Here is a 22,772-nt window from a genome sequence, read left to right on the forward strand (position 1 = left end):
CCGACGATCAGCGGGTGACCGGGACGGTTCCGCGCGCGTACCACGCCCGGGCGTCGAGCGAGAAGGAGCCGGAAGGAAGGGCCGCCCGGCACGCGTCACGGACCGCGAGGCGTTGCGGGTCGGGAAGCGTCGCCAGGTATCGGCCTGCCGGTCCGATGCCGAACGTGAACGGCTCCCAGAAGTCGTCGAAGTCGGCGTACTCGGCGCGTGCAGAGAGTGCGCCGTCGACCATCTCGGTCAGGCCGGCCCGGCGAAATCGCTCGGCGATGTCGCCCTCGGCAGTTCCCGCCATCGTCGTCTCACCGGGAGTGTGGGGATCGACCGTTCCCACCGCGGTCCAGAAGATGCGGAGCATCGTCATTCCGCCCGCCGTGGTGTCCCACATACATGCGGCCACGGTGCCCCCGGGGCGTGTCACCCGCACCATCTCCCGCACACCTTCCTCGGGATCGCTCATGAACCCGAGCACCAGACAGGCCAGCGTGGAGTCGAACTCTCCTTCCGCCCAGGGCAGGTGTTCGGCCACACCGACACGTACGTCGATCTGCGGTGCGATGTCGCGGCACGCGGCCGCGAACTGAGGTGCAGGGTCGATCGCTGCGACGTTCGCGGCACCGACCCGCGCGACGAGTTCCCGGGCGAGTCCACCCGGCCCGCAGCCCACATCGCAGACCCGCTGGCCCGCCGTCACCCCGGCGGCATCCGCCAGTGCCGGCGCGAGCGTCGGGGCGTACCTGCCCATGAATCGGTCGTACCGATCTGCAGGTGCCGCGAACTGCATGTACCCAACCTATCGGTCCGAACGGCGTCCTCGTGGCCGTTCACGTCGTATCGGGTGCCGGGCGGTCGTACTTCTCGTCCGAGCGTTCCACCACATCCGGAGCGTTCTCCCGGGTCGCCATGCCGCCGTCGCGGCCGTGATCGACCGGACCCGGCGGGTCCTCGAGCACCTCGTCGTCCTTCTTCTTCGACGTCGTCACTTCCACCTCCGTACGCTGGGCCGACTCGTGTCCGAAGGGGTACCCCCAGATATCGGCCCGCACACTCGGGGTGGCGACGGTGCGACGGGCCTGATCGACTGGATACAACGACACGAGGAGGCAGCATGCAGATACGTGACAAGGTTTTCGTCGTCACCGGGGGAGGCAACGGGATCGGACGCGACGTCGTCCTCGAACTACTCGTGCGTGGTGCGCGGGTCGCGGCGGTCGATCTCCGCACCGAGGCGCTCGACGGCACCCGTGCATTGGCGGTTGCGTACGACGACCGTCTCACCACCCATACGGTCGACGTCTCCGATCGGGCTGCCGTCGAAGCGCTGGTGACCGAGGTGACCGCTGCGCACGGGCGGGTCGACGGTGTCGCCAACGTCGCCGGCATCATCCAGAAGTTCGTCCCGTTCGCAGAGCTGCCGTACGACGAGATGAACAAGGTCCTCGACGTCAACTACTGGGGTGTCGTGCACATGTGCAAGGCGTTCCTGCCCGCATTGCTCACCCGGCCCGAAGCGAGCCTGCTCAATGTCTCGAGCATGGGAGCCTTCGTGCCCGTGCCGGGCCAGTCGGTCTACGGCGCGAGCAAGGCCGCCGTCAAACTTCTCACCGAAGGTCTCTACGCCGAACTCCGCACCACGAAGGTTGCGGTGACGCTCGTGTTCCCCGGAGCCGTCCGCACGGGGATCGCCGAGAACTCCGGCGCCGCGATCCCGGGGCGCAGCACCGATGCGTCCGTCAAGATCACGTCGTCCGCGGAAGCCGCCCGCCGGATCGCCGATGCGATCGAGAAGGGCGCTTTCCGCGTGTGTATCGGCAAGGACGCGACCATGCTCGACCTGCTTGCCAGGCTCATGCCGCGCCGCAGCATCGAGTTCCTGGCGAAGAAGATGGGGTCGCTCGTCGACCGCTGACCTACCGCCGACCGGCCTGCAGCGGATGCGGTCGCGGCGGCACGTCCGTGGGCGACCGGCTCAGCACGACCGGCAGCCACTGGCACGTCATCACGATCATCACCAGCCATTCGGCGATCAACGCGACGGTCGGATGATGCGGTGCGTTCGTGATCATCCCTGCCTGCGACCAGTAGGCGAGCAACCCGAAGAACGACGACAGGCCGGAGCCGAGCATCGCGAGCGACGCCAGCTTCCACCGCCGCAACCACAACGCCAGCGTGGAGAGCACCACACCGAACACCAGGGCCAGTACCGCGAAGATCCGCAGCGGCACAGCCACGGGGGCGGTGTCGCCGAACCAGCTGCCGAAGACCGTCCACGACCACGCCGACGACGTCTGCGGCAGCAACAGGCACACCGTCAGGACGACGACGCAGCCCGCCAGGACCCGGCCATGGCGACCGGCGTCGAACTCACCGGCGACCTTGTTCTCGATTCGGGCGAAGTCGTTCCGATAAGCCGACAGGTCCGCGCTCATGCCTCAGCCTCTCCGTTCCGACACATGAGTGGCCATTATGCGCCGGACGCCGATGTGACCTCGCTCATACCGTTCACCTGCAATCGGATCCCGACGCACCCCGTCGGGGCCGGCTCCGGTGTGATGCCGTCGAGGACCGGGTATTGCCGTTCACGAACTCGATCGAGGGAGGGCGAGAATGCCGGAGAAGGACCAATACCGCATGCAGCACCCGGGAGAGCAGCATCCCGTCCCACCGCTCGAGGAACAACCGGAGATCGCCTACCCCGGGGCGACCGCCGATCTCGTCTCCGCTCCCGACCACGGTGAGGAGACGTACCGGGGGAGCAAACGACTCGAAGGTCGGCGCGCACTGATCACCGGAGGCGATTCCGGTATCGGTCGGGCGGTCGCGATCGCCTTCGCCCGGGAGGGCGCCGACGTCGTGCTGGCCTACCTCGACGACGAGGACGCGGACGGGCGGCGGACCGCCGAACTCGTCGAGCGCGCCGGCCGACGGGCGGTGCGTATGCCCGGGGACATCCGGGAGGAGGAATTCTGCCGGCGGCTCGTGGACACGACGGTGTCCGAACTCGGCGGCATCGACATCCTCGTCAACAACGCGGCCTACCAGCATCTCGAACCCGGCGGCATCGGCGACATCTCCACCGAGCAGTTCGACCGCGTGATGAAGACGAACCTCTACGCTCTGTTCTGGTTGTCGAAGTTCGCGGTCGCCGCGATGCAGCCGGGTTCGACGATCGTCAACACCACGTCCATCCAGGCGGTGAGCCCGTCGCCCGGACTGCTCGACTACGCGACCACGAAGGCCGGCATCGTCGACTTCACCAAGGGCCTCGCCTCGGACGTGGCGAGCAAGGGAATCCGTGTCAATGCCGTTGCACCCGGACCGATCTGGACCCCCCTCATCCCTGCGACGATGCCGAAGGACGCCTACGGGCAGTTCGGCAAGGACACCCCGCTCGGACGTCCCGGCCAGCCCGCCGAACTCGCGCCCGCCTACGTCTTCCTCGCCTCCCAGGAGTCGAGTTACATCACCGGCGAGACCATCGCCGTCACCGGGGGCGTTCCGTTCACCTGAGGAGCGCTCGGGAGTTCACGGGTAGACGAATCCGGAAGTGCCGGACCATCCGGTCGGCCCGGACCCGGTGACAGGGTCCGAGCCGACGAGCCGGGACGGCGAGACTCGGCCGGTCGCGGAGGTCGCCTCGTGGGAGGACTCGGGCGAGTGCCGGCGCTGCAGGAGACCGACGTCGACGACGACGACGAGGAAGGCGAGCAGGCTCAGTCCGAGCAGCGGTACGTCACAGTGGGGATCACTTACGACTTCGCCGGGGCCCTTGGGTAACCCGCAGTGGCGGTGTCACCCGTACTCGGGTGCCGCCGAGTCGCCGGGGTCGCTAGGGCAACTCACTTCGCAGAAGTTCGGTCCCAGCAGCGAGCGCGATCATCTTGTCTCGTGCGACGCGTCGGCCCAGCGGCGCCATACCACAATTGGTACTCGGGTAGAGCTTCTCGGGGTCAACGAACGGGAGTGCGCGACGAAGGGTTGCGGCGACCTCTTCGGGCGTTTCGATGGTGTCGTTCGCCACATCGATCGCTCCCAGCATGACCTTCTTGCCCCGAAGCAGTTCGATCAGGTCGACAGGTACCCGCGAATTGTGACTCTCCAGCGACACGATGTCGATCGACGACTGTCGCAGCAGTGGAAACGACTCTTCGTACTGGCGCCACTCGGCCCCGAGCGTTGCCTTCCAGTCGGTGTTGGCCTTGATCCCATAGCCGTAACAGATGTGAACGGCGGTTTCGCAGCTCAGCCCTTCGGTTGCACGTTCGAGCGCCGCCACACCCCAGTCTTTCAGTTCGTCGAAGAACACATTGAATGCGGGCTCATCGATCTGGATGATGTCGACGCCGGCCGCTTCCAAGTCCTTTGCTTCCTGGTTCAGGATGGTCGCGAACTCCCATGCGAGTTTTTCGCGACTCTTGTAGTGGTCGTCGTAGAGCGTGTCGATCATTGTCATCGGTCCAGGCAGGGCCCATTTGATCGGCTGGTCGGTCGCCGCTCGAAGGCGCGTCGCATCCGCTGCGAACACTGACTTTTCGCGGCTCACCGTGCCGACAACCGTCGGGACACTCGCGTCGTAGCGGTTACGAATTCGCACGGTCTCGCGCCGGTCGAAGTCGACGCCACTGAGGTGCTCGATGAACGTGGTCACGAAATGCTGCCGCGTCTGTTCACCATCGCTGATGATGTCGAGCCCGGCACGACGCTGCTCATATGCTGCGAGCGTCTGGGCGTCGAGTTTCCCTTCGCGCAGTTCGTCGTCTCGCAACTTCCACGGCGACCAGAGCTTTTCTGGCTCCGAAAGCCACGAGGGCTTGGGCAGGCTACCGACGATCGAGGTGGGCAGGAGTGTGTTCATCTCTGGTACCTTTCGGTCTCGTATGGTCAGGCGTATTGCTTGGTAGCCCACTGTTCAAGAACAGCGCCATACGGTTTCATGAGATTCACCTCGGTGAACTTTCCCTGGGTGGTCGCGAGCCGAGCGCGCTCGACACGGTCGTAGCTCACTTGCGGAAATGAATAGTTGCCGTTGTCGAGACTCGGCCGGTACACCTCCGAGGCCGCGGTGTTCGCGTTGTAGATCTCGGGACGATAGATCTTCTGAAAGGTCTCCATCGTCGCGATCGTTCCCGCGAGTGCGAGAAACGAATAGTCGTTGAGCAGGTCACCGCGGTGGTAGAAGGCCAAGGGAGCGGCGGCCCCCTGAGGCATGAAGTAGCGAACCCGAAGCCTCATCTTCCCGAAGTACCGATCAGTGAGAGACTGCCCATCCGCTACGTACTCCACTCCGAGAATCGGGTGGTAGTTGGTGAGCCGGCGGTATGTCCTGGAGGTCGAAACGCTGATGCAGATGACCGGTGGCTGCGAGAACCGTTCGCGATACTCGTCCGATTCGAGAAAGCGCTGAAAGACCTGCCCGTGCAGATCGCCGAAGTCGCTGGGGATTCCCGTGTTCCCCGGGAGCCGAACGCTGAAATCGTAGTCGCGAATGTACGAGGAGAAGTTGTTTCCCACGATGCCTTCCGTGCGGCCACCGGTGGTGGTATCGACGATGTCGACGTCGAGCATTTCGATCACCGGAAATGTGGCGTCATCTTCGGCCGATGCGAGATGCAGGTCCACCGAGACGATGTCGAGTTCGAGTGCGTAACGGTCACCACGCGGATTGTCCCAGTGCACCAACTCGTTGACACGGGTGTTCATCATCGTCACCGCGTTGCGCAGATTCTGCCGACGACCCTCGCCGCGTGCGAGATTCGCGAAGTTCGTCGTGCTGCGCGAGTCGGTCGCCGGGGTGTAGTCCTCATCGAAGCGTGTCGTGTCGATGCTGAAGACACAGTCGTTCGTCATGCCGACCAGATGCCCCTAACCATGTGCGGTGAGTGCAGCGACAAGTGCGTCACCGCACAGTTCACTGCCTGAGATTTCGCAGCACTCCACACGAACACCCGATGGGCCAGGGCCGACCTTTCAGGTCGAGAACACCCGGGAGGCGTTCGTCCGAAGTGGCGTGGAAGTCAGTGTAAGTAGACCTGCTGCCATAGGGTAATTGCCGGACATGATGTCTGGGCATAGGTATTCCCTATGTCAGCAGATCGACTCCGAACCCCGAAACCACGTCGCGCATCTCCGCCACGAATCGCTGAGCCTGGGCGGTCAAAGACACCGAGGCGTGACCGATCCAACCGATCTCGATACGCTCGTCCACGTCGAGCGGCACGGCGACGATGGACGGATCGAGATCGTCCGAGACGATGCCGGTGGAGATGGTGTACCCACCCAGGCCGATCATGAGGTTGAAGATGGTCGCTCGATCACTCACCCGGATGTCCTGCTTCGATGAACGGGTGGAGAGGATCTCTTCTGCGAGGTAGAAGGAATTGTTCACACCCTGGTCGAACGTGAGCCGGGGCAGATCTTCGAGATCACTGAGCGTCACGCTCTTTCGCCCTGCGAGGGGGTTCGTGCGGGCGATGAAGATGTGCGGCGACGCCAGAAACAGTGGCGTGAACACCAGTCCTGCTTCGCGAATCAGCTTGTTGATCACGTTTTCGTTGAACTCGTTGCGATAGAGCACACCGAGCTCACTTCGCAGCGTGCGGACATCCTCGATGATGTCCCACGTGCGGGTCTCCCGAAGGCTGAACGCGTACTCCGCAGCCTCGGACGCTTTCACCATGCGGGCGAAGGCGTCGACGACGAATGAATAGTGCTGAGTCGATACGGCAAGGAGCCGGCGCGAGGGCCCGCGGCCCAGATATCGTTGTTCCAGAAGCTCCGCTTGCTCGACCACCTGGCGCGCGTAGCCGAGAAACTCCACCCCGTCTTCGGTGAGCGTCACCCCACGGGTCGAGCGAACGAAGAGCGTACGCCCCAAGCGACTTTCGAGGTCTTTCAGCGCGGCCGACAGGGTCGGTTGCGCGACGTAAAGAAGGTCCGCCGCAGCACTGATGGATCCTTCGGCGGCCACCTCTACGAAGTACCGCAACTGCTGAAGGGTGATTCCCCGCACCGTTCCCGCGATCTCCCGTGCCATTGCAAAAACCTATCGCACCTGTACACGTCGTCGACACGGCGGATGACCGGTGTGCCGTCCATGTGCGTGGCAGCGGCGACCTGCTCGAGGTCGCCCCGACGAGGACAGGACCCGCTCCGACTTTCGGTCGATCCGAGGGGCCGACCGCGGACGTGCCCATCCATGAAGTCCCCTTGGAGATGCAGCGAGGGCACGCGACCCGAGAGCCGGATGTCAGAGCATCTTGCGTTCGTGCTCGGTCGCTCCGCCCCACACGCCATGGTGCTCACCGGTGGCCAGTGCGTGGCTCAGACATTCGTGGCGCACCGGGCACGGTCGGCATATGAGCTTGGCGGCGTGTTCACGTCGTGCGCGTTGCCCACGGGTTTCGTCATCGGGCGCGAAGAACGGAGCAGGCCCGAAGAATCTGCATGCGGCGGCGTCCCACCAGTGCTCCGATGTCGTGTCTACCGACCCGACGGCGTCGATTTGCAGGGGCATGGTCGAGGTCCGGTTCGTCACTGCGGTGTTTCGGGCGTGTAGGGGACGGTAGTGGCGCGGTTCTCGTCGATGTCCAGGGCCCGGCCGGCTTGCGGGAAGGCGCGCTGGGCGCAGTCGCTGCGGTCGCAGACCTTGCAGCCTGCGCCGATCGGAACGGTCGTAGCGACGTCGTCGAGATTCAATCCTCGGGAATAGACGAGCTTGTGGGCGTGGGTCAGATCGCAGCCGAGTCCGATGGCGAAACTGCGCGGCTGCGACAGATGTCCTCCGGTCGGGTGTTCGTCTGTGGTGCGCGCGATCCACAGATACTTCCGCCCGTCGGGCATCTGCGCGACCTGGGTGCGGATCTTCCCGGGTGTGGAGAAGGTGTCGTGCACGATCCACAGCGGGCAGCTTCCACCCACTCGGGAGAAGTGGAATGCGGTGGCGGACTGTCGTTTCGAAATATTCCCGGCTTTGTCGGTGCGGACGAAGAAGAACGGCACCCCGCGTTGTCCGGGGCGTTGGAGGGTGGACAGGCGGTGGCAGACGGTTTCGAATCCGACCTCGAATGCGTTCCCGATCAGATCGATGTCGTAGTGCAGGCTTTCGGCCGTGCGCAAGAACTGCTTGTAGGGCAGGATGAGCGCACCGGCGAAGTAGTTGGCCAAACCGATTCGTGCGAGCGCTTTCGACTCCGCCGACAGATCGGAGGCCGCGGCGACGAGCGCATCGATCGTCCTCTTCTGGGTCAGGAAGGCCAGCTGGGTGGCCAGGTGGAAGGCGCGCTGGCCGTGGGTCAGTCGACGGGCCAGGGCGAGGGTCCTCGTGGTCGCGTCATAGCTGCGTTTCGGGCCGGGTGTGCCCGGAGCGTCGGTGCGGATCCGCACGGTGACGGAATGCTCGTCGCGAAGCAGACGCGCGAGTTGCAGGTCGAGGCCACCGAGGGACAGCTCCCGAGAGACGAACATCTCCTCGGCGGCATCGTCGAGTTCGGGGATGTGATTGCGGCGGTCGTAGAAGAAGTCCCGCACGTCCTCGTAGGGCATGGCGAGTTGCGATTCGGTGGCGGTGCCGTCGTGTGCCGGTGACAGTCTTTCGACCTGTTCGGTGGCGCCGCGCAGCCTCCGGTGCATCGCGACCAGGATCCGGGCTGCGGCCGGATGGCGGGTGACCAGGTCGTCGATCTCGGTCGCGGTGGTATCGACGGCGTCGGCATGGTCGGCGAACACGTCCTGCAGATCGGCGACCAGGCGGGCGTCGCTGTCGACGGCGAAGAAACCCATATCGAGGTCGAACGTCGAGTTCAGGCGCAACAGGACGGGGACGGTGAGCGGTCGCTGGTCGTTCTCGAGTTGGTTGACGTAACTGGTGGACAACTGCAGCATCCGCGCCAACGTGGTCTGGGTCAGTCCCCGTTCCTCACGCAGCCGGCGCAGTCGGGCGCCCGCATACAGCTTCTGCATGGGCCGAACCTAACAGGAACAATTTTCGCAACTTACACAGATTCGATGGTCGGCTTACACACAAATACTCCTGTGCAAGGCATTTCCACGCCGGGGCAGTGTGCATAGCGTGCGAATAGACAGCCGAGATCCTGTGGAAGGTCGTGTAGTGAAAACCCATCTCGTCCGTACCCATCGCTCCGCCGAAGAGTTCCCGAAGCACGAACACCTCGCCTGGAAGATCGCCGAGGTCGCCACCGATGCGGTCGACGTGCCGGGCGACACCGAGGAAATGATCGTCAACCGGATCATCGACAATGCCGCGGTCGCGGCGGCGTCGGTGACACGCCGTCCGGTCGCCAACGCCCGCGCCCAGGCGCTGGCCCATCCGTATACGCAGGGTTCCAGGGTGTTCGGCGTGGACGGTTCCTTCTCGCCGGAATGGGCGGCGTGGGCCAACGGAGTCGCCGTGCGAGAACTCGATTTCCACGACACCTTCCTCGCGGCGGAGTACTCGCACCCGGGCGACAACATCCCGTCGATCCTGGCGGTCGCGCAGCACACCGGCCGCAGTGGCGCGGACCTGATCCGCGGCCTGGCCACTGGCTACGAGATCCAGGTCGATCTCGTGCGTGCGATCTGCCTGCACGAGCACAAGATCGACCACGTCGCCCATCTCGGACCGTCGGCCGCTGCCGGCATCGGCACGCTCCTCGGCCTCGACACCGAGACCATCTACCAGGCGATCGGGCAGGCACTGCACACCACGACCGCGACGCGTCAGTCCCGCAAGGGCGAGATCTCGAGCTGGAAGGCGTACGCACCGGCCTTCGCAGGAAAGATGGCCGTCGAGGCCGTGGATCGAGCGTTGCGCGGCGAGGGCGCACCGTCGCCCATCTGGGAGGGCGAGGACGGGGTCATCGCCTGGCTGCTCGGCGGACCCGATGCGGAGTACCACGTGCCGCTGCCCGCCCCGGGGGAGGCCAAGCGCGCCATCCTCGATACCTATACCAAGGAGCACTCGGCCGAATATCAGAGCCAGGCACCGATCGATCTGGCCCGGCGCATGCGCGAGCGCATCGGAGATCTCGAGCAGATCGCGTCGATCGTGCTGCACACCAGTCACCACACCCACGTGGTGATCGGCACCGGCTCGAACGATCCGCAGAAGTTCGATCCGCAGGCCAGCCGGGAGACGCTCGACCACTCGGTCATGTACATCTTCGCGGTCGCGCTGCAGGACGGCACCTGGCATCACGAGCGGTCCTACGCCCCCGAGCGTGCGCAACGGCCGGACACCGTCGAACTGTGGCGCAAGATTTCCACCGCGGAGGATCCCGAGTGGACCCGCCGCTACCACTCGACCGATCCCGACGAGAAGGCGTTCGGCGCGCGCGCGGAGATCACCTTGAAGAGCGGCGAGGTGATCGTCGACGAACTGGCCATTGCCGATGCGCATCCGCTGGGCGCGCGTCCGTTCTCCCGCGAGCAGTACATCGCCAAGTTCCGCACCCTCGCCGAGGGCGTCGTGGACCCGGCCGAGCAGGACCGCTTCCTCGACGTCGCGCAACGCACCCCCGAACTGGCCGCCGGTGAGTTGAACCAGCTGACCTTCACCGTCTCGGGCGAGGTTCTCGCCCGCGCTCCGAAGTCGCCGAAGGGACTGTTCTGACATGACAGGTCTCATCGCCGCTGTCACTTCCGCAGCCGACAAGCGTGTCGCCCTCCGCGCCTCGCTGGCCTCCGAATCGATCACCAGACTCCCGGGTGCGATCAATCCGCTGACCGCCAAGCTGATCCAGGAGATCGGCTTCGAAGGGATCTACATCTCGGGAGGCGCGTTCTCGGCTGCACTCGGTCTACCGGACATCGGCCTGACCACCCTCACCGAGGTCGCTTCCCACAGCGCCCCGATCGCGCGCTGCACCGATCTACCGGTGCTGGTCGATGCGGACACCGGATTCGGCGAGCCGATGTCGGCAGCTCGCACCGTGACCGTCCTCGAAGACGCCGGGGTTGCCGGCCTGCACCTCGAGGACCAGGTCAACCCGAAGCGTTGCGGGCACCTCGACGGGAAGGCCATCGTGCCGACCGACGAGATGGTTCGCAGGGTGCGCGCCGCCGTCTCCGCGCGGCGGGACCCGAACTTCGTGATCTGTGCTCGCACGGACGCCGCCGGCATCGACGGTATCGATGCCGCGATCGAGCGTGCGAAGGCCTACGCGGACGCCGGAGCGGACCTGATCTTCACCGAGGCACTGCACACTCGTACCGACTTCGAGAAGTTCCGCGGCGCGGTGGACATCCCGCTGCTGGCGAACATGACCGAGTTCGGCAAGTCCCCACTCGTCCCGGCACAAGCGCTCGAGTCCATCGGTTACAACGCGGTGATCTACCCGGTCACCACTCTGCGGTTGGCGATGGGCGCGATCGAACGCGGACTGCGTGTCATCCACGAAGAAGGCACTCAGGAAACCCTGCTCGACGAGATGCAGACGCGTTCACGGCTGTACGAGTTGCTCGAGTACGAGCGCTACAACGAGTTCGATTCCGGAATCTTCGATTTCACTCTGTCGAGGAGCCAGTGATGATCGCTGCCCATCGCGGTTCGGGGACGACCGATTCTGCTGTCCCCACCATCTACAAGGGCCTGGCCGGTGTCGTTGTCGACACCACCGCCATTTCCGAGGTGGTACCCGAAACCAATTCGCTCACCTACCGCGGCTATGCGGTCCAGGACCTCGCGGCACACTGCTGCTTCGAGCAGGTCGCCTACCTGCTGTGGAACGGGGAACTTCCCGACGATCGGCAGCTCGAGCTGTTCTGCCAGCGTGAGCGGGCGAATCGGCGCGCCGACCGGTCGCTGCTGTCCCTGGTGGCGAAGATGCCCGAGAGCTGCCATCCGATGGATGTGGTGCGCACCGCGATCAGCTATCTCGGCGCCGAGGATCCCCAGGAATGGGACACCGATCCGAAGTCCAAGCGTGAGAAGGCTCTTCGTATGATGGCGTTGTTGCCGACGATCATCGCGGCCGACCACCGTCGGCGACGCGGCCTGGATCCGATCCCGCCGCACCATTCCCTCGGATTCGCCGAGAACTTCCTGAGCATGTGCTTCGGGGAGATTCCGCACCCGCAGATCGTCAAGGCATTCGAGGTTTCGCTGATCCTGTACGCGGAGCACAGCTTCAACGCCTCCACGTTCGCTGCGCGCGTGGTCACCTCCACGCTGTCGGATATCTACAGCGCCGTCACCGCCGCGATCGGCACTCTCAAGGGGCCGCTGCACGGTGGCGCCAACGAGGCCGTGATGCACGACATGCTCCAGATCGGGGAACCGGAACGGGCCGAGGAATGGTTGCGGGACAAGCTCACCCGCAAGGAGAAAGTGATGGGATTCGGGCACCGGGTGTACAAGAACGGCGACTCCCGGGTGCCGGCCATGAAGACGGCGTTCCTCGAGGTTGCCGCGCTCACCGGCGGCGAGAAGTGGGTGCAGATGTACGAGATCCTCGAGAAGACCATGGCCGAGGCCACCGGCATCGAGCCGAATCTGGACTTTCCCACCGGGCCGGCCTACCACCTGATGGGCTTCGACATCGAGGTGTTCACCCCGATCTTCGTCATGAGCCGTATCACCGGGTGGGCCGCGCACATCATCGAGCAGGGTGAGTCCAACGCACTCATCCGTCCGCTGAGCGAATACACAGGGGTGCCGCAGCGGCCGATCGTGGCCTGACACCCGCTCGAACGGCATCCCGGGGCATTTCCGTCACCGTCTCCTGTCCCCGGGATGCATTCGATCATGGCCCGCAGCACGAAAGCTGCGGGCCATGATCGTTCGTGGTGATGTCATCCGCAGCGTGTGTGCGCCAGTTCTGCTCCCTGGTCAAGGGATTCGAGTGTGCGATGGGCGGACATCGTCGAGGACCTCCTTCGTGGTGCGGTAGCTATCTGTTCAGCTCGGCACGCACGGTGGCGGCAGCGGCGACGAGATTCGCCAGTGAGGCCGTGACCTCCGTCGTACCGCGGGTCTTGAGCCCACAGTCCGGGTTGACCCACAGTCGGTCGGCGGGCACTGCCTGCAGAGCCGTGCGCAGCAGTGCTGTGATCTCGTCCTCGGTCGGCACCCGCGGCGAATGGATGTCGTACACGCCGGGGCCCACACCGAGGTCGAACCCGACGGTGTCGAGATCGTCGAGGACCTCCATGTGCGAGCGGGCCGCCTCGATGGACGTGACATCGGCGTCGAGTCCGGCGATCGCCTCGATCACCTCTCCGAACTCCGAATAGCACAGGTGGGTGTGGATCTGCGTGGAGTCGGCGACACCGGATGTCGCCAACCGGAATGCACCGACCGCCCACTTCAGGTAGTCGGGCTGTTCCGACGCGCGCAGCGGCAGGAGTTCACGAAGTGCAGGTTCGTCGACCTGGATGATGCGCACCCCGGCGGCCTGCAGGTCCACGGTCTCGTCGCGAATGGCGAGCGCGATCTGGTCGGCGGTCTCGGCGAGCGGCTGATCGTCGCGGACGAACGACCACGCCAGGATCGTGACGGGGCCCGTGAGCATGCCTTTGACCGGCTTGTCGGTGAGGGATTGGGCGTAGACGATCCACTCGACGGTCATCGGCGCGCGGCGTGCGACGTCACCGTAGAGGATCGGCGGCCGCACACACCGCGTGCCGTAGGACTGCACCCAGCCGTTGGCGGTGGCGAAGAACCCGTCGAGCTGCTCGGCGAAGTACTGCACCATGTCGTTGCGCTCCGGTTCGCCGTGCACCACAACGTCGAGTCCCAGTTCCTCCTGCAGCGCAACCACTTCGGAAATCTCGTCCCGCATCCGCCGCACATACTCGTCGTGGTCGATCTCGCCTGCGCGCAGCGCTGCGCGGGTCACCCGGATGCGGGTCGTCTGCGGGTACGAGCCGATCGTGGTCGTCGGCAACAACGGCAGATCGAGATGGCGACGCTGGATCTCGCGCCGACGGTCGGCGGGTGTGCGGGTGCGATCGGTGGAGATCGATGCGAGGACACCGCGCACCCGATCGTTGCGCAGGCGCGGATCCGAGGTCCGCACCTGTGCGGCGGTACGGGCAGCGTCGAGTTCGTCGGTGACGGCGTCGCGTCCCGTACGCAGAGCGGTGGCGAGAGTGACGATCTCCGAGACCTTCTCGTTGCCGAAGGCCAACCACGTGCGCAGCGACTCGTCGAGATCCGGTTCCGTATCGATCGTGTACGGCACGTGCAGTAGTGAGCACGACGACGACACCGCCACGGTCGCTGCGGAACCGAGAAGTGTGGCCAGCGTCGACAAGGCCTGTTCGAGGTCGGTGCGCCATACGTTCCTGCCGTCGACGACACCGGCGACCACGAGCTTGTCGGCGAGTTCGGGCAGACCTGCGATTCCGGTGGTGGTACCGGCGACCAGGTCGACGGCGAGGCCTTCGACTCCGGTGTGTGCGAGTCGCTCCAGCGCCGGCCCGAGGCTGCCGAAGTACGACGCGACCAGAATCGCCGGCCGCTTCTGTGCTTGCGCCAGGGCGTCGTACACCCGTCCGATCGCATCGAGAGCAGGTCTGTCGAGGTCGCGGACCAACGCCGGTTCGTCGAGCTGCACCCAGTCGACCCCTGTGTCGGCGATCTGCGCCAACAGGTCCAGATAGTGGGGAACGAGCTCGTCGACCCGATCGAGCAGCGGTCCTTGCCCGTCGACGGGCTTCGACAACAGTAGGAAGGTCAGTGGGCCCAGGACGACGGGGCGGGCCGGCACACCGAGCTCGCGTGCCTCCGCAATCTCACCCAGAATCTTTGTGGCGTCGAGTTCGAAGACGGTGCCGGGTCCGATCTCGGGGACGAGGTAGTGGTAGTTGGTGTCGAACCACTTGGTCATCTCGAGCGGGGCGATATCGTCGGTCCCGCGCGCTGCGGCGAAACAGCGGTCGAGGTCGTCGGCGATACCCGCGACCCGGGGAGGCAACGCCCCGAGCATGATTGCTGTGTCGAGGACGTGGTCGTAGTACGAGAACGTCCCGACCGGGATCGAGTCCAGCCCGGCCGTGTGCTGACGTGACCACGTGTCGGCGCGGAGTTGCGCGGCAACCGATTCCAGGCCGCCGCGGTCGAGGCGCCCGGCCCAGTAGGCCTCGGTGGCCTTCTTCAGTTCGCGGTTCGGTCCGATTCGCGCGGATCCGAGCACGGTGGCGGTGAACGGGGATGCTGTCGGAGCAGACATCAGGTTTTCTCCGGTGTTCGTCGTTGGTGGTCTACCGCCCGACGTACGCGCATCCCGAAACGAGCCCCGTGATCTCGACCCGTGGTCGAGGTGTTGCCGATCGGTGCACGCGCCCATTCCACGAGGCGGCATACCGCCGGGCACGGCGTGCCCGACACGATCGGCAGGTCTTCGGACTTGCAGGCACCCATCCCGACTCCGTCGAGATGGACCTAGTGGCCGTCGCTTCCCGGACTCGGTGTCCAGTGCTGGGTGACGGCGGTCGTTCCTGCATACCGCTGCGGGACAGTCCCGGATTCCCACCGGGTTCCCTCTCACACCCGATACCTGTCGGCATCGGGTGCTTCGGCGCGCACACGAGGTCTTCGGGGCTCCTCACGACGACATGCGGCGAACCGATCGCAGCGCCGACTATACAAGGGTCGTCCCCACTGTCGGGACGTGTGGACTCGACGACGACCTCCGAGACCGGAATGCAGTCTTCCGTGAATGAATCCGGAAGAGTCGGACCGCCGGGTCGGCTCGGACCCCGTGGCAGGGTCCGAGCCGACGAGCCGGGACGACGAGACTCAGCCGGTCGCGGAGGCCGCCTCGTGGGAGGACTCGGGCGAGCGTCGGCGCTGCAGGAGACCGACGACGACGTCGACGACGAGGAAAGCGAGCAGGCTCAGTCCGAGCAACGGGACGAACCAGCCGACGACTACTGTCGCAGTCACCACTGCGATTGCCGCGGCCGGAGGGACACGCCTCCACGCACCGCGCAGCGGGGGACGGGGGACCCGGCGCGATCCGCGCGCAGGGCGGCGCTCCCACCACATCAGATAGCCGTACACGACGACCGTGACCAAGGCGATCGCGAGACCGAGCAGCACCAGCTGATTGAGCAGGCCGAACAGAATGCCCATGTGCAGTCCGATACCCCAGGCGGTGAGTTTGGCGGCCAGGGGCCAGTCGGCGAACCGGTTCACGTCGGTCACCGCCCCGGTGGTGGGGTCGATCGCGATCGCGTCGGTGGCGAACTGCCAGGGCTGGCGTGTCTCGGTGACGGTGACGGCGGTGTGCTCATCGGCCGGGATGCTCATCTCGACTCGGCCGCCGACTTCGTTCTCGGCCGCGAGAATGAGCGCCGCGTCGAGGAAGTCGATGGTGCGGTCGAGTGTCCGAGGGTCGGCGGACGCGACGCCGTGTCCACCATGGTCGTCGTGTCCCCCCGACCCGGCGGCAGCGGAGGCACCGAGTGCGGCATCTGTGGACGGGGTGGTCCAACTCAACGTGGTGCGCAGCTCACCGATGTTCTCACCGGCGTACTTCGACCAGGTCAACCCGGTGGCGGAGAGGAAGATCAATCCGATGACGATCCACATGCCGGTAGCACCGTGCCGACCGAGAGTGCGCTTCCGTCCTTGCGCGTTGCGGTCGACGGTCAGCAGACGGGCAGATTCCATGTCCCGCATGCGCTGTGTCCGATAGCGCTGCACCCACAGATACATCCCGCCGAGGGCAACCACCCAGAGCCAGGATGCGGCGAGTTCGCTGTAGAGCCGGCCGGGCTCTCCCAGATGGAGATGCCGGTGCAGCTGGGAGATCCAGGTGCGTACCGGCAGTGCGCTGCTGCTGCCGTAGACCACCGATTCGCCCGTCGACGATGCGGTCACCGGGTCGATGAACACCGCGGTGCGTTCGGATTCCCCCAACGACGGGTCGGTGAACAACACCCGGGTCGTCTCACCGGCTTCGGAGGCCGGGCGCACCGCCGAGACGGTCAGATCCGGCCGTAGTTGTCGAGCTGCCCGTACCTGATCGGCGACCGGCAATGCCGGACCGGAGGTGTCCGCGTGCAGGAGGTCGCGGTAGAGCACCTGTTCGAGAGTCGGAGCGATCGCATAGAGGCCACCGCTGATCGTCGCGATGAGCAGGAACGGGGCGATCAGAACCCCGGCATAGAAGTGAAGTCGCATGATCAGCGGCCGCATGCTGCGAAGCGGCGGAGGGTTCTTCGTTGCAGGCCGGGCGTGTGCCGCGGCGGTGTCGTCCGCGGCGTCTGTACCGCGGTCGAGTTCGGGAACGGACATGAGTGTGTCTCGATTCGGCTGTCGTAAGGCGGTCGCCGTCTGCGCGTTTCCCGGGTGGGTTCACGTGGAAGTACGTGTGCCACGGGAGATGCGGTCGACGAAGCCGCCGTCAGGAAAGCGGGCATCGGGGGACTCGGGCAGATCGAATCCGGTGGACGCCGCTGAGGGCACGCACGCCCTGCGTTCGACCCTCCGGTGGAGGGCGGAGGCGGGACGGCGGAAAGAGAGTGAGGTCGGCCCTGCCGCCGGTGATCGCGTGTTCTCCCGCGCCGGTGACGGGCGCAGCAGAGTGATCGGGAGGGAAACCGACTACGCAGCGGTCGGCGGTCCGCGCGTACCGGCAGCGGTGCCGGCCGACAACCACAGCGACAGCGTCGCCCGATGGATCGGCGTCGCCGACCACACGACGGTCTGCACCGGCGGGACAGAAACGAGCACCAGCAGCACGCGGGTGAAGGCCGCCAGTACGTGCAGGCACGCACCTTCGACGGCGCGCACCAGAGCCGCGGAAACCGCAACAGCGGCAAGGTGGGTGGCGAACATCGCGGACGACAGTCCCAGATCGTGCGCGTGGTCGTCGACCACCGTGAGGGTGGTGTGCCCGACCACCTGTCCGGCGGTCAGCGCCGCGAGGAGAAACGTCCGGTTCCGGTCGCGCACGTCGAAGGCGGCGACCGCGGCACCGACACCCGCGCACGCGGCCAGCAGCAGCACCACTGCTGATTGGCTCGGCGGCATGCCGCCACCGGCCATGCCGTGGGCAGCGATACTCACCGCCCCCGACACCGACGCCACGGCAGCACCGCGCACCTGCGCAAGCACCGGCATCCGTGAGTCCACCCCGCGAGGATAACGGTGATGCCCCTCTGGTCTGTTCTCCGGTTCCGGACAGGGCATGGCGATGACGGCGGCCTCCCGCACCGCGGTGGTACCGACGACGAACAGGACACGACCGCTACGCCGTTCGAGTGGCGTTGCACCACCACCGACCTGCACCGCGTCCGGCTCCTACTTCGGCTACTTCGGCCGAGCCGGAAAATCGGGCATGGCCGGCTCCTGCTAGCCTCGGTGCGTCCATCGCAATGGGATTCGAGGAAGCCGGTGTGAATCCGGCGCGGTACCGCCACTGTGAGCGGCGCTTCGACAAGCGTCTGCGAGCCAGATACTCACCCCATTCGTACCTTTCGGCATCGGGGCGGCATACCCCGAGAAAGGCTGCGCGAAGCCGTGCACCCATCTCTCTCTCATTCTGTCTCCGCTGTGCCTCCTCGGCGTCCGGCTCCTGCCGGAGGGCGCGCCATCGCGAGCGCCCACGCACCGGGAATCGGTGATCGGGTCGCTGCGACCGGCCCCCTCCCTGCCTCGATGCTGCCCGAGTGCCGAGTCCCCCAGCACATCGAGAGGGAGGCCGCCGCGTGACTTCGCTGAACTGTCGGACACTGACCGTCGCCGCTGCATGTCTGACACTGATCAGCGTGAGCGCATGTAGCGCAGGCGAGAAGGAGAGCGCCGCGTCGGCCGACTCCATGACCGTCGAGAACTGCGGGATCGATGTCACCGTGGAAGCGCCACCGGAGCGCGTGTATGCCGCCTACCAGCCGGCCATCGAGATCGCGCATGCGCTGGGGATCAGCGATCGTCTGATCGAGACCGCCTTCCTCGACGCTCAGGTGCTGCCCGAGTACGCAGATGCCCAGGAGCAGGTGCCGTACGTCGAGAAGCTCCCCAGCCGTGAGGCGCTTCTGGCCACCGGGCCCGACTTCGTCCTGTCGGGCTACAACAACGTGTTCACCGAGGACGGCGCCGGCGACGAGAGCTTCGGCACGCGGGCGAGTCTGGCCCGGCTCGGCATTCAGAGCTGGATCCTCAGCCCGCTGTGCCCCAGCGCGGACGGACTGTCGGACGAGGCGATCGACCCCGCCACCGTGAGCGTCGAGACGATCTATGACGACCTGCGCGACCTCGGGGCCCTGTTCGACGTCGAGGAGCGCGCCGAGGAGGTCATTGCCGACCAACAGCAGCGCATCGCGGCGGTCGACCAGGTGCTGGCCGGGGCGGACCGCCCGAGCGTCGCGATCGTCCTGCTCGACGAGGGCGGTGGCATCCGAGTCGCCGGTGGCATCGACTTCGGTAACCGGATCATCGCGCAGGCAGGGGGTGTGAACGCCTTTGCCGACCTTGTCGAGCGACGCCACGTCGCGATCGACCTCGAAGAGCTGATCCGTCGCGACCCCGATGTCATCGTGACCAGCACCTGCTGCGATGCCTCCTATACCCGCCAGGACGGCGCCGAGGAGGCGCAGACGATCATGCAGAACCCGGCGCTCGCGGGCCTGTCGGCCGTGCGGAACGGTGCCGTGCATCCGTTCCTGTTCGCCGACCGCGCCGCCGGAGTCCGCATCGCCCATGCAATCGAGCTGCTGGCCTCGCTGCTGCATCCCGACCTGTTCCCGGCCGTCCCGGACGAGACCGGACAAGACGGGGGCGAGTGAGGTAGGCGGTGACGACGGCGGCAACGACCCCAGAGCGATCTGCGGGCGGTCCGGCCACGGCTGCCGGCGCGCCTGTCGTGCGTTCCGGCCTGCTGAGCGGCAACCGTACTCGTCTGCTCGGCCTCGCGGTGGCCACGATTGTCCTGGTGGCCGCGACCCTCGGCTCGGTCCTGTTCGGCACCCTGCCGGTCGGTGTCTCCGACGTGGCCGGGGCCGTGACAGGATCAGCGGACAGTGACGTCGAGCGTGTGGTGCGATATATCCGCATCCCGCGGACCGTGACCGGGCTGCTGGCCGGGATGGCGCTCGGTGTCGCCGGCGCGGTGATGCAAGGTCTGACCCGCAACCCCTTGGCGGGGCCCGGCCTGTTGGGCATCAACGCCGGTGCGGCACTGGCGGTGGTCTCGGCGATGGTCGGTCTCGGCATCATGAGCGCTGCCGGTTACGTGTGGTTCGCCTTCGCAGGAGCCGCGGTGGCCGCCGTGTTCGTCTACCTGCTCGGCTCGCTCGGGCCGGGTGGTGCCACACCGGTGAAGCTCGCGCTGGCCGGGTCGGCGTTCACCGCGCTCCTGGGCGCGGTCACCACGATGATCACGCTCCAGGACGCCTCCACGATGGAGGACTTCCGTTATTGGGTCGTGGGATCGTTGACCCGTTCGGACAGTGAAACTCTGGCCGCGGTGGCGCCGTTCATCGCTGCCGGCGTCGTCCTTGCCGTGGGCCTGACCCGCGCGCAGAATGCTCTGGCTCTGGGTGACGATCTCGCCCGCAGCCTCGGTGCCCGTATGTGGATCGACCGCACCGCAGGTGCTCTCGCCGTAGTCCTGCTTGCGGGTGGCGCCACCGCTATCGCGGGTCCGGTCGGGTTCATCGGGCTCGTGGTACCCCACATCGCACGGATGATCACGGGCCCGGACTACCGCTGGGTGCTCGCCTGGACCATCGTGCTCGCGCCCATGCTGCTGCTGATCGCCGACATCCTCGGACGCGTCCTGGTCCGGCCCGAACAGCTGCAGGTCGGAATCATCACCGGCCTGGTCGGCGCCCCGTTCTTCCTCTACCTGGTCCGCAACCGCAAGGTGGTCGGCACATGAGTTCGCCGGTGCGCCGCGGTCCGACCCGCGACACGCTCTCGGTGACCCCGCGAGGTACCTCGGTCTCCTTTCGGGTCAGCCGCTCCTCGGTGCTGCTCACCGTCCTCGCCGGCGTGGCCGCCGTTGCGGTCGCCACGGCTTCCTTGGTCCTCGGGGTGTACCCGATCTCGGTTTCCGACGCCCTCACCATCGTGGGCGGCGGAGGCACCCTCATCGAGCGCGAGGTCGTGCTGGGCGACCGCCTGCCCCGGGCACTGACCGGGCTCGGTGTCGGCGCGGCTTTTGCGCTCTCGGGGGCCATATTGCAGCGCATTGCCGCCAATCCGCTCGTCAGCCCCGACATCATCGGCATCAACTCCGGGGCCGCGATGGGCGCACTGACCGTGCTGCTCGTCGTGGGGGGCAGCGGTCTGCAGCTCGTGTTCGGTGCGCTGGCCGGCGCGCTTCTGGCTGCGTTGATGATCGTGCTCATCGCCTACCGTCGCGGTCTGCACGGCTTCCGGCTGGTGCTGGTCGGCATCGGTGTCGCAGCGATGCTCTCCTCGGCTGTCTCCTATCTGCTCACCCGTTCCGACATCCACCGAGCCATGAGTGCCGCCGCCTGGCTGACCGGCAGCCTGGCCGATCGCAGCGGGCTGCACGTGACCATCATCGTCATCGCGCTGGCGGCGACGGTCCCGGCCCTGATCGTGGGGTCGCGGCACCTGCGGCTGCTCGAGCTCGGCGACGACCTCACCCGTACCCTGAGCGGAGCCGGTCGAGGCCGCAAGGTGCTGTTGCTGCTGATTGCAGTAGTTCTCGCCGCGATGGCGACCGCAGCTGCCGGCCCCATCGGATTCGTCGCCCTGGTGGCGCCGCAGATCACCCGCCGCATCCTCGCCGAGCGGCAGGTCGGCCTTGCGCCCTCTGCTGCCGTCGGCGCCCTCCTGGTGGTCGGCGCCGATCTGGCCGGCCGCTCGATCTTCGCGCCGTCGGAGATGCCCGTCGGAGTCCTCACGGCGATCCTCGGAGCGCCGGTCCTGCTCTACCTCCTCGCCCGCGCCCACCGCATCGGAGCCGCCGGATGACACCGCAGCCAGCACACACGACCCGGTCGGTCTCGTTGACGACCGAGCAGCTCAGCCTTGGCTACGGCTCCTCGCTGATCGTCGACCAGGTGACCACGAGCCTGCCTGCCGGCCGTATCACAGCGATCGTCGGACCCAACGGGTGCGGCAAATCGACGCTGCTGCGGGGCCTGGCCCGTCTGCTGTCGCCGCAGCACGGCAGAGTCCTTCTGGACGGTACCGAGCTCACCGAGATGCCGGCGCGCACGCTGGCCCGCACCCTCGGTCTGCTGCCGCAGCAGCCCCTCGCCCCGGCCGGCATCACCGTCGCCGATCTCGTCGGCCGGGGCCGGCATCCCCATCAACGGTGGTTCCGTCAGTGGAGTGCCGAAGACGACCGGGCGGTGGCTGTCGCACTGGCGGCGACCGGCGTCGACCATCTGGCCGAGAGCCCGATCGACGAACTGTCGGGTGGCCAACGCCAGCGCGTGTGGATCGCGCTGGCGTTGGCCCAGGATCCCGAGATCATGCTGCTCGACGAGCCCACGACCTTCCTCGACCTGGCCCATCAGATCGAGGTGCTCGACCTGCTCGCTTCCCTCAACCACCGGCTCGGACGCACCATCGTGCTGGTGTTGCACGACCTCAACATGGCCAGTCGCTATGCCCATCACCTTGTGGCCATGCGAGCGGGGACGCTGGTGACCGCCGGACAGCCCAGCGACGTCATCACTCCCGAGATGGTGCGCGAGGTCTTCGGTGTGGAGGCCACCGTGATCACCGATCCCGTCGCAGGCACTCCGTTGGTCCTGCCCCACCGCTCGGTCGACATCGAGCCCGCCCGGTGACCGGGTGCGTTCCGGCCGGCATGTATCCGCGAGGTCGATGCCTGCGGGGAGCT

General features: G+C 66.4%; 21 protein-coding genes and 2 riboswitches. Of the genes, 10 read left to right on the top strand and 11 right to left on the bottom strand.

Annotated features, from left to right (window positions below):
- Window positions 1-7: 7 nt before the first annotated feature.
- Both PV766_RS05905 and PV766_RS05910 read right to left on the bottom strand, forming a co-directional pair.
- Window positions 8-781, bottom strand: a complete 774-nt coding sequence (locus PV766_RS05905) for a class I SAM-dependent methyltransferase (protein ID WP_129977544.1) — start codon at window positions 779-781, stop codon at window positions 8-10.
- A gap of 40 nt (window positions 782-821) precedes the next feature.
- Window positions 822-1,094: a hypothetical protein gene (locus tag PV766_RS05910; RefSeq protein ID WP_129977543.1), complete on the bottom strand. Its 273-nt coding sequence runs from the start codon at window positions 1,092-1,094 to the stop codon at window positions 822-824.
- An 11-nt stretch (window positions 1,095-1,105) separates the two neighbouring features.
- On the opposite strand from PV766_RS05910, the gene PV766_RS05915 reads away from it, so the two are divergent.
- Complete coding sequence (locus PV766_RS05915) at window positions 1,106-1,906, top strand: SDR family NAD(P)-dependent oxidoreductase (RefSeq protein ID WP_129977542.1); 801 nt, start codon at window positions 1,106-1,108, stop codon at window positions 1,904-1,906.
- 1 nt (window position 1,907) lies between these two features.
- Here the strand turns inward: PV766_RS05915 and PV766_RS05920 are convergent, their stop codons facing one another.
- A complete protein-coding gene (locus PV766_RS05920; RefSeq protein WP_421096636.1) occupies window positions 1,908-2,426 on the bottom strand; it encodes a hypothetical protein in 519 nt (172 codons plus the stop codon).
- Between the two features lie 178 nt (window positions 2,427-2,604).
- Between PV766_RS05920 and PV766_RS05925 the strand changes: the two genes are divergently transcribed.
- Window positions 2,605-3,507 carry an SDR family oxidoreductase gene (locus tag PV766_RS05925; RefSeq protein WP_421096637.1) on the top strand — a complete coding sequence of 301 codons (903 nt, stop codon included), beginning with the start codon at window positions 2,605-2,607 and terminating at the stop codon, window positions 3,505-3,507.
- Window positions 3,508-3,636: 129 nt separating this feature from the next.
- Complete coding sequence (locus PV766_RS05930) at window positions 3,637-3,774, top strand: hypothetical protein (protein ID WP_421096638.1); 138 nt, start codon at window positions 3,637-3,639, stop codon at window positions 3,772-3,774.
- A gap of 52 nt (window positions 3,775-3,826) precedes the next feature.
- Here PV766_RS05930 and PV766_RS05935 read toward each other — a convergent pair whose 3' ends face one another.
- From PV766_RS05935 to PV766_RS05955, 5 genes are all read right to left on the bottom strand, one after another.
- On the bottom strand, window positions 3,827-4,852 hold the full coding sequence (locus PV766_RS05935; RefSeq protein ID WP_129977539.1) for a methionine synthase: 1,026 nt from the start codon (window positions 4,850-4,852) through the stop codon (window positions 3,827-3,829).
- A 26-nt stretch (window positions 4,853-4,878) separates the two neighbouring features.
- Window positions 4,879-5,844 carry a putative oxygenase MesX gene (locus tag PV766_RS05940; RefSeq protein WP_129977538.1) on the bottom strand — a complete coding sequence of 322 codons (966 nt, stop codon included), beginning with the start codon at window positions 5,842-5,844 and terminating at the stop codon, window positions 4,879-4,881.
- A 232-nt stretch (window positions 5,845-6,076) separates the two neighbouring features.
- Window positions 6,077-7,030 carry a LysR family transcriptional regulator gene (locus tag PV766_RS05945; protein ID WP_421096639.1) on the bottom strand — a complete coding sequence of 318 codons (954 nt, stop codon included), beginning with the start codon at window positions 7,028-7,030 and terminating at the stop codon, window positions 6,077-6,079.
- Between the two features lie 213 nt (window positions 7,031-7,243).
- Window positions 7,244-7,510 carry a WhiB family transcriptional regulator gene (locus PV766_RS05950; protein ID WP_207213572.1) on the bottom strand — a complete coding sequence of 89 codons (267 nt, stop codon included), beginning with the start codon at window positions 7,508-7,510 and terminating at the stop codon, window positions 7,244-7,246.
- Window positions 7,511-7,527: 17 nt separating this feature from the next.
- Window positions 7,528-8,955, bottom strand: a complete 1,428-nt coding sequence (locus PV766_RS05955) for a short-chain fatty acyl-CoA regulator family protein (protein WP_421096640.1) — start codon at window positions 8,953-8,955, stop codon at window positions 7,528-7,530.
- 148 nt (window positions 8,956-9,103) lie between these two features.
- Between PV766_RS05955 and prpD the strand changes: the two genes are divergently transcribed.
- Genes prpD through PV766_RS05970 form a run of 3 tightly spaced genes read left to right on the top strand, consistent with a single transcriptional unit; the run spans window position 9,104 to window position 12,673 of the window.
- Window positions 9,104-10,606, top strand: a complete 1,503-nt coding sequence (gene prpD / locus PV766_RS05960) for a 2-methylcitrate dehydratase PrpD (RefSeq protein ID WP_421096641.1) — start codon at window positions 9,104-9,106, stop codon at window positions 10,604-10,606.
- 1 nt (window position 10,607) lies between these two features.
- The gene (gene prpB, locus PV766_RS05965; protein ID WP_421096642.1) at window positions 10,608-11,522 is read left to right on the top strand and encodes a methylisocitrate lyase; all 915 of its coding nucleotides are present in this window, start codon (window positions 10,608-10,610) and stop codon (window positions 11,520-11,522) included.
- Window positions 11,522-12,673, top strand: a complete 1,152-nt coding sequence (locus PV766_RS05970) for a bifunctional 2-methylcitrate synthase/citrate synthase (RefSeq protein WP_421096643.1) — start codon at window positions 11,522-11,524, stop codon at window positions 12,671-12,673. The genes prpB and PV766_RS05970 overlap by 1 nt, the downstream gene beginning before the upstream one ends.
- 211 nt (window positions 12,674-12,884) lie before the next feature.
- On the opposite strand, the gene metE is transcribed toward PV766_RS05970, so the two are convergent.
- From metE to PV766_RS05985, 3 genes are all read right to left on the bottom strand, one after another.
- Window positions 12,885-15,167 (bottom strand): 5-methyltetrahydropteroyltriglutamate--homocysteine S-methyltransferase, encoded by a 2,283-nt coding sequence (gene metE / locus PV766_RS05975; protein ID WP_421096644.1) that lies wholly within the window; start codon window positions 15,165-15,167, stop codon window positions 12,885-12,887.
- A gap of 144 nt (window positions 15,168-15,311) precedes the next feature.
- Window positions 15,312-15,513, bottom strand: a riboswitch (cobalamin riboswitch).
- 223 nt (window positions 15,514-15,736) lie between these two features.
- Complete coding sequence (locus PV766_RS05980) at window positions 15,737-17,239, bottom strand: PepSY-associated TM helix domain-containing protein (RefSeq protein ID WP_421096645.1); 1,503 nt, start codon at window positions 17,237-17,239, stop codon at window positions 15,737-15,739.
- A 309-nt stretch (window positions 17,240-17,548) separates the two neighbouring features.
- Window positions 17,549-18,067, bottom strand: coding sequence for a hypothetical protein (locus PV766_RS05985; protein WP_084421442.1), 519 nt, complete (start codon window positions 18,065-18,067; stop codon window positions 17,549-17,551).
- 221 nt (window positions 18,068-18,288) lie between these two features.
- A riboswitch (cobalamin riboswitch) is annotated at window positions 18,289-18,428 on the top strand.
- Between the two features lie 286 nt (window positions 18,429-18,714).
- On the opposite strand from PV766_RS05985, the gene PV766_RS05990 reads away from it, so the two are divergent.
- The 4 genes from PV766_RS05990 to PV766_RS06005 are packed head-to-tail and all read left to right on the top strand — an operon-like array spanning window position 18,715 to window position 22,719.
- Window positions 18,715-19,731 carry an ABC transporter substrate-binding protein gene (locus PV766_RS05990; protein WP_242496789.1) on the top strand — a complete coding sequence of 339 codons (1,017 nt, stop codon included), beginning with the start codon at window positions 18,715-18,717 and terminating at the stop codon, window positions 19,729-19,731.
- Between the two features lie 8 nt (window positions 19,732-19,739).
- On the top strand, window positions 19,740-20,825 hold the full coding sequence (locus PV766_RS05995; protein ID WP_421096646.1) for a FecCD family ABC transporter permease: 1,086 nt from the start codon (window positions 19,740-19,742) through the stop codon (window positions 20,823-20,825).
- Window positions 20,822-21,892, top strand: coding sequence for a FecCD family ABC transporter permease (locus tag PV766_RS06000; RefSeq protein ID WP_421096647.1), 1,071 nt, complete (start codon window positions 20,822-20,824; stop codon window positions 21,890-21,892). The genes PV766_RS05995 and PV766_RS06000 overlap by 4 nt, the downstream gene beginning before the upstream one ends.
- Window positions 21,889-22,719: an ABC transporter ATP-binding protein gene (locus PV766_RS06005; protein WP_421096648.1), complete on the top strand. Its 831-nt coding sequence runs from the start codon at window positions 21,889-21,891 to the stop codon at window positions 22,717-22,719. Before PV766_RS06000 ends, PV766_RS06005 begins: the two co-directional genes overlap by 4 nt.
- The last annotated feature ends 53 nt before the right edge of the window (window positions 22,720-22,772 follow it).

Origin of the sequence: Rhodococcus sp. As11 (assembly GCF_048957735.1) — a bacterium.
Lineage (GTDB): Bacteria > Actinomycetota > Actinomycetes > Mycobacteriales > Mycobacteriaceae > Rhodococcus > Rhodococcus gordoniae.

Coding starts and splice junctions, on each gene's coding strand:
- PV766_RS05905 (WP_129977544.1), bottom strand. CDS start 781: ATGCAGTTCGCGGCACCTGCAGATCGGTACGACCGATTCATGGGCAGG.
- PV766_RS05915 (WP_129977542.1), top strand. CDS start 1,106: ATGCAGATACGTGACAAGGTTTTCGTCGTCACCGGGGGAGGCAACGGG.
- PV766_RS05920 (WP_421096636.1), bottom strand. CDS start 2,426: ATGAGCGCGGACCTGTCGGCTTATCGGAACGACTTCGCCCGAATCGAG.
- PV766_RS05925 (WP_421096637.1), top strand. CDS start 2,605: ATGCCGGAGAAGGACCAATACCGCATGCAGCACCCGGGAGAGCAGCAT.
- PV766_RS05935 (WP_129977539.1), bottom strand. CDS start 4,852: ATGAACACACTCCTGCCCACCTCGATCGTCGGTAGCCTGCCCAAGCCC.
- PV766_RS05940 (WP_129977538.1), bottom strand. CDS start 5,844: ATGACGAACGACTGTGTCTTCAGCATCGACACGACACGCTTCGATGAG.
- PV766_RS05945 (WP_421096639.1), bottom strand. CDS start 7,030: ATGGCACGGGAGATCGCGGGAACGGTGCGGGGAATCACCCTTCAGCAG.
- PV766_RS05950 (WP_207213572.1), bottom strand. CDS start 7,510: ATGCCCCTGCAAATCGACGCCGTCGGGTCGGTAGACACGACATCGGAG.
- PV766_RS05955 (WP_421096640.1), bottom strand. CDS start 8,955: ATGCAGAAGCTGTATGCGGGCGCCCGACTGCGCCGGCTGCGTGAGGAA.
- prpB (WP_421096642.1), top strand. CDS start 10,608: ATGACAGGTCTCATCGCCGCTGTCACTTCCGCAGCCGACAAGCGTGTC.
- PV766_RS05970 (WP_421096643.1), top strand. CDS start 11,522: ATGATCGCTGCCCATCGCGGTTCGGGGACGACCGATTCTGCTGTCCCC.
- metE (WP_421096644.1), bottom strand. CDS start 15,167: ATGTCTGCTCCGACAGCATCCCCGTTCACCGCCACCGTGCTCGGATCC.
- PV766_RS05980 (WP_421096645.1), bottom strand. CDS start 17,239: ATGTCCGTTCCCGAACTCGACCGCGGTACAGACGCCGCGGACGACACC.
- PV766_RS05985 (WP_084421442.1), bottom strand. CDS start 18,067: ATGCCGGTGCTTGCGCAGGTGCGCGGTGCTGCCGTGGCGTCGGTGTCG.
- PV766_RS06000 (WP_421096647.1), top strand. CDS start 20,822: ATGAGTTCGCCGGTGCGCCGCGGTCCGACCCGCGACACGCTCTCGGTG.
- PV766_RS06005 (WP_421096648.1), top strand. CDS start 21,889: ATGACACCGCAGCCAGCACACACGACCCGGTCGGTCTCGTTGACGACC.